The sequence below is a fragment of the Actinomadura bangladeshensis genome, from assembly GCF_004348335.1.
GTDB lineage: Bacteria > Actinomycetota > Actinomycetes > Streptosporangiales > Streptosporangiaceae > Spirillospora > Spirillospora bangladeshensis.
The window spans coordinates 1-7,437 of the sequence record NZ_SMJW01000335.1 but is presented as its reverse complement, the minus strand read 5'-3'; the positions used below and the strand labels follow the sequence as shown (position 1 = coordinate 7,437).

Sequence of the window (7,437 nt, the reverse complement as noted above, 5' to 3'; positions counted from 1 at the left end):
CCCCGGGACCGCGGCTCCACCTGCGAGGACATGCCCGAGGACGGCCAGCGCGACGCACGCGGTCGCGAAGACGATCGCGCGGGCGGTCCGGAACAGGGGTTCGCGGGGGCGTTCGGACATGACGTGACCATCGTGCCACCACCCCCGCCGGCCCCGCAGCCGACCCTGCCGCCACCCCGGCGGTCCGCCGACACGCCCTACATCTTGGGGTTGCGCAAAGATCGTGAACTAGATGTAGGGTTCAATCCCGTGCTGGTACGCCCCCGCCGCTCGCGGCGGGGGCGTCGTAAGAGGGAACCCGGTGCGAATCCGGGACTGCCCCGCAGCGGTGAGCGGGAACGACCGCCGTCATCGAGCACTGGGCCCATCGCGGGCCCGGGAAGCGACGGCCACTAGGACGCCTTCTCCGGAAGGCGGCGCCCGCGAGTCCGAAGACCTGCCAGTTCGATACGTCCAGGCCTCGCGGGTGGGCCGGAGGGCGGAGCGCGGCGTGCCGCCGCGCGCCGTTCGCATGCCCCCCGCGAGGCGGCTTGCGAGGGGAGAGGCACGTGACACAGGCTCTGGCGGCGCGGCCAGCCACGGCGGCGTCGTGGCGGGGGATCGGCGCGGAGGTCGAGGCCGCCTGCGACGGCATACCGGATGTCGAGCCGGGACGGGTGCTGGCCGCCGTCCGCTCCGGGAACGGGCTGGACGCTGCGGCGCTGCGCGACCTCGCGATCGGCGAGGCCGCCGCGCTGGTGCCCGCCGAACCCGGGTACTCCAAGGTCGCCGCGCGGCTGCTCGGCGCCCGGATCAGGGACGAGGCGGCGTCCGCGGGCGTCGTGACGTTCGCCGAGTCGGTCGCCGCCGCGCACGGCGCGGGCCTGCTGGCGGACGGCCCGGCCGCGTTCGTCGCCGCCAACGCCGGCGCGCTCGACGCGCTCGTCGACGACTCCGCCGACGACCGGTTCGAGTACTTCGGGCTGCGCACGCTCTACGACCGGTACTTGCTGAGGCATCCGCGTTCGCGGCTCGTCCTGGAGCGTCCGCAGCACTTCCTGCTGCGGGTCGCCTGCGGCCTCGCCGACACCGTGGACGAGGCGGCGGAGCTGTACGGGCTGCTCGGCACGCTGCGCTACCTGCCCAGCTCGCCGACGCTGTTCAACGCGGCGGCGCGCCGCCCGCAGCTGTCGTCCTGCTTCCTGCTCGACTCGCCGCGCGACGAGCTGGAGTCGATCTACGACCGGTACGGGCAGGTCGCGCGGCTCAGCAAGTACGCGGGCGGCATCGGCATCTCGTGGACGAAGGTCCGGTCGCGGGGGTCGCTGATCCGCGGCACCAACGGGCATTCGAACGGCATCGTGCCGTGGCTGCGCACGCTGGACGCGTCCGTCGCCGCCGTCAACCAGGGCGGGCGCCGCAAGGGCGCGGCCTGCGTGTACCTGGAGCCGTGGCACGCCGACGTCGAGGAGTTCCTCGAACTGCGCGACAACACGGGCGAGGACGCGCGCCGCACCCACAACCTCAACCTCGCCAACTGGGTCCCGGACGAGTTCATGCGCCGCGTCGAGGACGACGCGGCCTGGTCGCTGTTCGACCCGAAGGAGGTCCCCGAGCTGGCCGACCTGTGGGGCGAGGCGTTCGACGAGGCGTACCGGGCGGCGGAGCGGGACGGGCGGTTCGTCCGGCAGGTCCCGGCGCGCAAGCTGTACGGGCGGATGATGCGCACCCTCGCCGAGACGGGCAACGGATGGATGACGTTCAAGGACGCCGCCAACCGCGCCTGCAACCAGACCGCCGAACCCGGCCAGACCGTCCACCTGTCGAACCTGTGCACGGAGATCCTGGAGGTGACCGGCGACGGCGAGGCGGCCGTCTGCAACCTCGGATCGGTGAATCTGGCCGCGCATGTCACACCGGCAGGGGTCGACTGGGATCGGCTTCGTTCGACCGTCCGCACCGCCGTCCGGTTCTTGGACCGCACCATCGACAGGGGCTTCTACCCCACGCCGGAGGCGGAGAAGGCCAACCGCAAGTGGCGACCGGTCGGCCTGGGGGTGATGGGTCTGGCGGACGTCTTTTTCACGCTGCGCCTTCCGTTCGACTCGGACGAGGCCCGCGCGCTCTCGACGCGGATCGCCGAGGAGATCGCGCTGGCCGCCTACGGCGCGTCCGCCGATCTCGCCGCCGCGCACGGCCCGCTGCCCGCCTACGGCATGACGCGCACCGCTCGCGGCCGGCTCCACGTCGACCACTTCCCGGACGCGGCGCAGACCCGTCCCGAGGCGTGGGCCGAACTCCGGGCGCGGGTCGCCGAGACGGGGCTGCGCAACTCGCTGCTGATCGCGATCGCGCCGACCGCGACGATCGCGTCCATCGCGGGCTGCTACGAGTGCATCGAGCCGCAGGTGTCCAACCTGTTCAAGCGCGAGACGCTGTCCGGGGAGTTCCTGCAGATCAACGGCTACCTGGTCGACGACCTGAAGTCGCTCGGGCTGTGGACGCCGGCCGTCCGGGAGGCGGTGAAGAAGGCGAACGGCTCCGTCCAGGGCCTCACCGGCCTGCCGGACGAGATGCGCACCCTCTACCGGACGGCCTGGGAACTGCCGCAGAAGGCGCTCATCGACCTCGCCGCCGCCCGCACCCCGTACATCGACCAGTCGCAGTCGCTGAACCTGTTCATGGAGACGCCGACGATCGGCAAGCTCTCCTCGATGTACGCGTACGCGTGGCGCGCGGGCCTCAAGACGACCTACTACCTGCGGTCCCGCCCGGCGACGCGCATCGCGCAGACGACCGTCGCGTCCACTGCGGCTACCGCCGCGGCTTCTGCCGTGGACGCGGCCGTGTGCTCCCTGGAGAACCCCGAGACCTGCGAGGCATGCCAGTGAGCGCGCGAACGGAAGGACACGGCATGCTGCTCGACCCCGGCATGGACCTGACCCTGCGGCCCATGCGCTACCCCGACTTCTACGAGCGCTACCGGGCCGCGATCCGCAACACGTGGACGGTGGAGGAAGTGGACCTCGCCTCCGACCTCGCCGACCTGGAGCGGCTCACCCCTGCCGAACTGCACCTCGTGAACCGGCTCGTCGCGTTCTTCGCCACCGGCGACTCGATCGTGGCGAACAACCTGGTGCTGAACCTCTACAAGCACGTGAACGCCCCAGAGGCGCGGCTCTACCTATCGCGGCAGCTCTATGAGGAGGCCGTCCACGTACAGTTCTATCTGACCCTCCTGGACACCTACCTGCCCGATCAGGACGAGCGCGCGCGGGCGTTCGCGGCGATCGAGCACATCCCGTCCATCCGGGCGAAGGCGGAGTTCTGCTTCCGCTGGATCGACTCGCTCGGCTCCCTGGACGAACTCCGGAGCGCCGGCGACCGCCGGACGTTCCTGCTCAACCTCATCTGCTTCGCGGCGTGCATCGAGGGGCTGTTCTTCTACGGTGCCTTCGCGTACGTGTACTGGCTGCGGTCGCGCGGTCTGCTGAACGGCCTCGCCTCCGGGACGAACTGGGTGTTCCGGGACGAGTCGATGCACATGGAATTCGCGTTCTCCGTGGTGGACACCGTGCGCGCCGAGGAGCCGGAGCTGTTCGACGCCGAGCTGACGTCCCAGGTCACCGCGATGCTGGAGGAGGCCGTCCAGGCGGAACTGGCGTTCGCCCGCGACCTGTGCGGCGACGGACTGCCCGGCATGAGCGCCGGCGACATGCGCGCCTACCTCGAATACGTGGCCGACCAGCGGCTCGTCCGGCTCGGGCTCCCGGCCCGCTACGGCACCGCCAACCCGTTCGCGTTCATGGAGCTGCAGGACGTCCAAGAGCTGTCGAACTTCTTCGAGCGCCGGGTTTCGGCGTACCAGATCGGCGTAGAGGGGAGCGTCACCCTGGACGAGGCGTTCTGAACTTCTCGGGCCGGGCACTCGTTGTAGGGAGACCCCAGGCCGAGGAGGACGACCATGCCGTCCGTCGTCAACAAGATCATGAGGTACGTCCGGAGCCCGCAGGGACGCAGGATGCGGGCGAAGGCCGAGCGGTACGCCCGCGACCCGCGCACCCAGGCCAAGGTGCGCGGGCTCCTCGCCCGGTTCCGGGGCGGTGGTGGGCGGCGCCGCTGAGCCCCGGCGGCGCCGCTGAGACCCCGGCGGCGCCGCGGGCTCAGGGCAGGCTGTCGCCGGCTTCGCCGGCGCGGTGGGTGGTGACCTTCGTCCCGGTGACGACGTGCACGTAGTCGCCGATCATCGCCACGACCCGGTCCCCGGACACCTGGAACATCGTCGGCGCCAGCGGATCGCTCGGCGGCAGGGCCACCCGGCGCGTGATCGTCTTGGTGGCCGGCGCGTACCAGACCACGTGGTTCTGCCCGCCGTCGCGCACCAGGGCCACGATGTGCGTACCGTCCTTGCCGAACGCGGCACCGCGCAACGTCGTGTCACCGGCTCCCAACCGGATCGCGCTCACCTTGCCCGTCGACGTGTCGAGGGTGCTCAGGCCGCGGTCCAGGTACTCGCCCATGGTCTGGAACACCAGCTCCCGGCCGTTCGGCGCCCAGTACAGGTCGGTGGCGAAGGCGGGGAGGGGGAGCCGGGTGACGCGGCGGTCACCGGTCACGGTGTCGATGACCGTGACGGTCCCCTTGGCGGAATCGCCGCCGCATTCCCGGCCCGCGTACGCGATACGGCGTGCGCCGGGGGCCACGGCCAGTGGGGCGAGCGCCTCGCTCGTCCGCTGCCGCAGCCCGGTGCCGCGCATCTCGGTCAGCGGCCCCTTCGGCCGGCCGTCGGCGCCGAGCGTGAGCCGGTAGAAGCCGATCGTGCACGCCTGCGGGTCGGCGGTGGTGAGGACGAAGGTCCGGTTGTCCCCGGAGTCGGCGGAGTAGCGGAAGCCGGACGTTCCCGCCGGCGCGGGCAGCGTCGCGATCGCCCGGCCGGTATCGGTGCTGCGTATCGTCACCGAGGGCCCGCCGGGAGGCTGCGCCCCGTCGAGGATGTAGTCGGCTCCCCCGTAGGCCGCGAGGGCGAAGGGAGGACGGGCGCCGTCCCGTCCGTGCCCCGACCACGGCGCGACGAGGACGACCGCGACGACCGCGGCGACGGCGACCGCCGCGGCGGTCAGCGCGGCGAGCGGCGGGAAGAGCGGGCGGCGGCGCCGGGACGGGGCGGGCAGCGGCCGCAACTCCTCTTGGCGGACGGTGCCGGCCGCATCGGCCAGGGCCGCCCGCAGCAGCTCGTCGGAGAACCCGGTCATCGTTCCTCCTCGTACCGGTCGCGGAGCGCGTCCAGGCCCCGGGAGATGGTCGACTTGACGGTGCCCGGCCGGACGCCCATGGCCGCGGCGATCTCCACCTCGGACAGGTCGAGGTAGTAGCGGAGGACGATCGCCTCCCGCTGCCGGGCGGGCAGGCGGCCCAGCGCGTGCAGCACCCGCCGCCGGTCGTCGGCGACCAGCGCGTCGTTCTCCGCCGACCACACCGGCTGGGGAGCCTGGAACAGCCGGTGCGTCAGGGCCCGGCGGCGCAGCAGCGTCCGGCCGGCGTTCAGGACCGCGGTGCGCGCGTAGGCGAGCAGTTCCGGCTGCGTGGAGGGCAGGCCGCTCCCTCCGCCTCGCCGCTCGTGGCGCCGCTGCATCCGGGCGTACACGTCCTGGACCACGTCCTCCGCGCCGGCCTGGTCGCCCACGAGCAGCACCGCGAGCCGCACCAGCGACAGGTGGTGGGTGCGGAACAGCGCCGCCAGCACATGACCGGTCACGCGCTCGCCGTCGGCGGCCGGCGTCCCATCGGCGGCCGTGGCGTCCGCGAGGCTGCCGCCGGGTTCACCGCCGTCAGGTACGGCGCTGCCGGATATGCCGCCGGCGGGCGTGCCGTCGCCCGCCGCGGCCAGTCCGAGATGCAATCTCATGCCTTGAGAACCAACGAAGCCGGAAAAGGTTGCTTCCGCCCCGGTATTTTCCCGCGACGTCTCCCGACTTCCCTGCGGCCTCGTGAACGCCGCCTCCGCATCGGGCTCGGGCGCGTTGGGCATGGGCCCTGGCCCGCCCGGACGCCGTTTTGCATGGTCACCGTCCTGCCGGGCCGGTGCGGCACCGCCGCCGGGCCGCCCCTAGGCTGCCCATCATGACCGGCGAGTACCAGCACTGGGAGAACGTCCCGACCCGGTGGAAGGACAACGACGTCTACGGGCACGTCAACAATGTCGTCCACTACTCGCTCATGGACACCGTCATCAACGAGTGGATGATCCGGACGGCCGGTTTCGACCCCGCGACGTCCGCCGCCATCGGGCTGTGCGTCGAGTCGCACTGCGAGTACAAGGCCGAGGTGTCGTTCCCGGACGCGATCAAGGTCGGGCTGCGCATCGGCAGGCTGGGCCGCTCCAGCGTCCGCTGGGAGATCGGGATGTTCCGGGCGTCCGACGGGACGCTCGTCGCCGAGGGCCACTTCGTGCACGTCTTCGTCGACCGGCGCACCCGCCGCCCGGTCGAGATCACGGGCGCGGTCCGCGCCGAAATGGAGAAGCTGCTCACCCCATGACCGAGACCCGCGCCGCCGTCCTGGTCGAGTCGGGACGGCCCGCTCCGTACGCCGCGTCCCGCCCGCTGGAGATCGCCGACCTGCGCCTCGACCCGCCCGGCCCCGGCGAGCTCCTGATCAGGATCGGCGCGGCGGGGCTGTGCCACTCCGACCTCTCCGTGATCAACGGGTTTCGCCCCCGCCCGCTGCCGATGGCGCTCGGCCACGAGGCCGCCGGCGAAGTCGTGGAAACCGGCCCGGGGACCGAATTCGTCCCCGGTGACCATGTCGTCCTGGCGTTCGTCCCGGCCTGCGGCCACTGCGAACGCTGCGTCGGCGGACGTCCCGCCCTCTGCGGCCCCGGCGCGGCGGCCAACGGCGCGGGCACCCTGCTCGGCGGCGGCATGCGCTTCGTCGCCCCGGACGGCACCCGCCCCAACCACCACCTGGGCGTTTCGGCGTTCTCGGAGTACACCGTCGTCTCGTCCCGCTCCGCCGTGAAGATCGACCGCGACCTGCCGTTCGACATCGCGGCGCTCTTCGGCTGCGCCGTCCTCACCGGCGCCGGCGCCGCCCTCTACAGCGCCGCCGTGACCCCCGGCGACACCGTCGCCGTCTTCGGCCTGGGCGGCGTCGGCCTCGCCGCCGTCCTCGCCGCGAAGGCCGCCGGCGCCGCGAAGATCTACGCGATCGACCTCGTCCCGGACAAACTAGACCTGGCGGAGAAGCTGGGCGCCCACTCCGTCCAGGGCGGCCCGGACGCGACCGACGCCCTCCGCGACCTGACCTCCGGCGGCGCCGAGAAGGTCATCGACACGACGGGCGTCGTCCCCGTCCTGGAACAGGCGTACGCCGCCACCCGCCCAGGCGGTACCACGGTCACCGTCGGCCTGCCCGCCCCCGGTGCGCCCCTGTCGCTCCCGGCCCTCAGCCTCGTCGCTG

Annotated in this window: 7 protein-coding genes and 1 riboswitch; of the genes, 5 read left to right on the top strand and 2 right to left on the bottom strand. The window is 72.5% G+C overall.

The features are described from left to right. Positions 1-236: 236 nt before the first annotated feature. Positions 237-458, top strand: a riboswitch (cobalamin riboswitch). A gap of 90 nt (positions 459-548) precedes the next feature. Genes E1284_RS36695 through E1284_RS42120 form a run of 3 tightly spaced genes read left to right on the top strand, consistent with a single transcriptional unit; the run spans position 549 to position 4,102 of the window. Beyond that, positions 549-2,870 (top strand): ribonucleoside-diphosphate reductase subunit alpha, encoded by a 2,322-nt coding sequence (locus E1284_RS36695; RefSeq protein ID WP_243714971.1) that lies wholly within the window; start codon positions 549-551, stop codon positions 2,868-2,870. 23 nt (positions 2,871-2,893) lie between these two features. After that, on the top strand, positions 2,894-3,889 hold the full coding sequence (locus E1284_RS36690) for a ribonucleotide-diphosphate reductase subunit beta (RefSeq protein ID WP_131944746.1): 996 nt from the start codon (positions 2,894-2,896) through the stop codon (positions 3,887-3,889). A 54-nt stretch (positions 3,890-3,943) separates the two neighbouring features. Then, positions 3,944-4,102: a hypothetical protein gene (locus E1284_RS42120; protein WP_165965569.1), complete on the top strand. Its 159-nt coding sequence runs from the start codon at positions 3,944-3,946 to the stop codon at positions 4,100-4,102. 40 nt (positions 4,103-4,142) lie between these two features. On the opposite strand, the gene E1284_RS36685 is transcribed toward E1284_RS42120, so the two are convergent. Continuing rightward, positions 4,143-5,231 carry an NHL repeat-containing protein gene (locus tag E1284_RS36685; protein WP_131944745.1) on the bottom strand — a complete coding sequence of 363 codons (1,089 nt, stop codon included), beginning with the start codon at positions 5,229-5,231 and terminating at the stop codon, positions 4,143-4,145. Continuing rightward, the gene (locus E1284_RS36680; RefSeq protein WP_131944744.1) at positions 5,228-5,884 is read right to left on the bottom strand and encodes an RNA polymerase sigma factor; all 657 of its coding nucleotides are present in this window, start codon (positions 5,882-5,884) and stop codon (positions 5,228-5,230) included. The genes E1284_RS36685 and E1284_RS36680 overlap by 4 nt, the downstream gene beginning before the upstream one ends. A 215-nt stretch (positions 5,885-6,099) precedes the next feature. Between E1284_RS36680 and E1284_RS36675 the strand changes: the two genes are divergently transcribed. Together E1284_RS36675 and E1284_RS36670 are read left to right on the top strand one after the other, a co-directional pair. Beyond that, the gene (locus E1284_RS36675) at positions 6,100-6,516 is read left to right on the top strand and encodes an acyl-CoA thioesterase (protein ID WP_131944743.1); all 417 of its coding nucleotides are present in this window, start codon (positions 6,100-6,102) and stop codon (positions 6,514-6,516) included. Continuing rightward, positions 6,513-7,437: alcohol dehydrogenase catalytic domain-containing protein (locus E1284_RS36670; RefSeq protein WP_131944742.1), on the top strand; the 925-nt coding region annotated here is incomplete at its 3' end. The genes E1284_RS36675 and E1284_RS36670, both read left to right, overlap by 4 nt.

Excerpts from the sequence above, each read along its gene's own strand:
- E1284_RS36675 (WP_131944743.1), top strand. The coding sequence starts at position 6,100 with ATGACCGGCGAGTACCAGCACTGGGAGAACGTCCCGACCCGGTGGAAG.
- E1284_RS36685 (WP_131944745.1), bottom strand. The coding sequence starts at position 5,231 with ATGACCGGGTTCTCCGACGAGCTGCTGCGGGCGGCCCTGGCCGATGCG.
- E1284_RS36690 (WP_131944746.1), top strand. The coding sequence starts at position 2,894 with ATGCTGCTCGACCCCGGCATGGACCTGACCCTGCGGCCCATGCGCTAC.
- E1284_RS42120 (WP_165965569.1), top strand. The coding sequence starts at position 3,944 with ATGCCGTCCGTCGTCAACAAGATCATGAGGTACGTCCGGAGCCCGCAG.
- E1284_RS36680 (WP_131944744.1), bottom strand. The coding sequence starts at position 5,884 with ATGAGATTGCATCTCGGACTGGCCGCGGCGGGCGACGGCACGCCCGCC.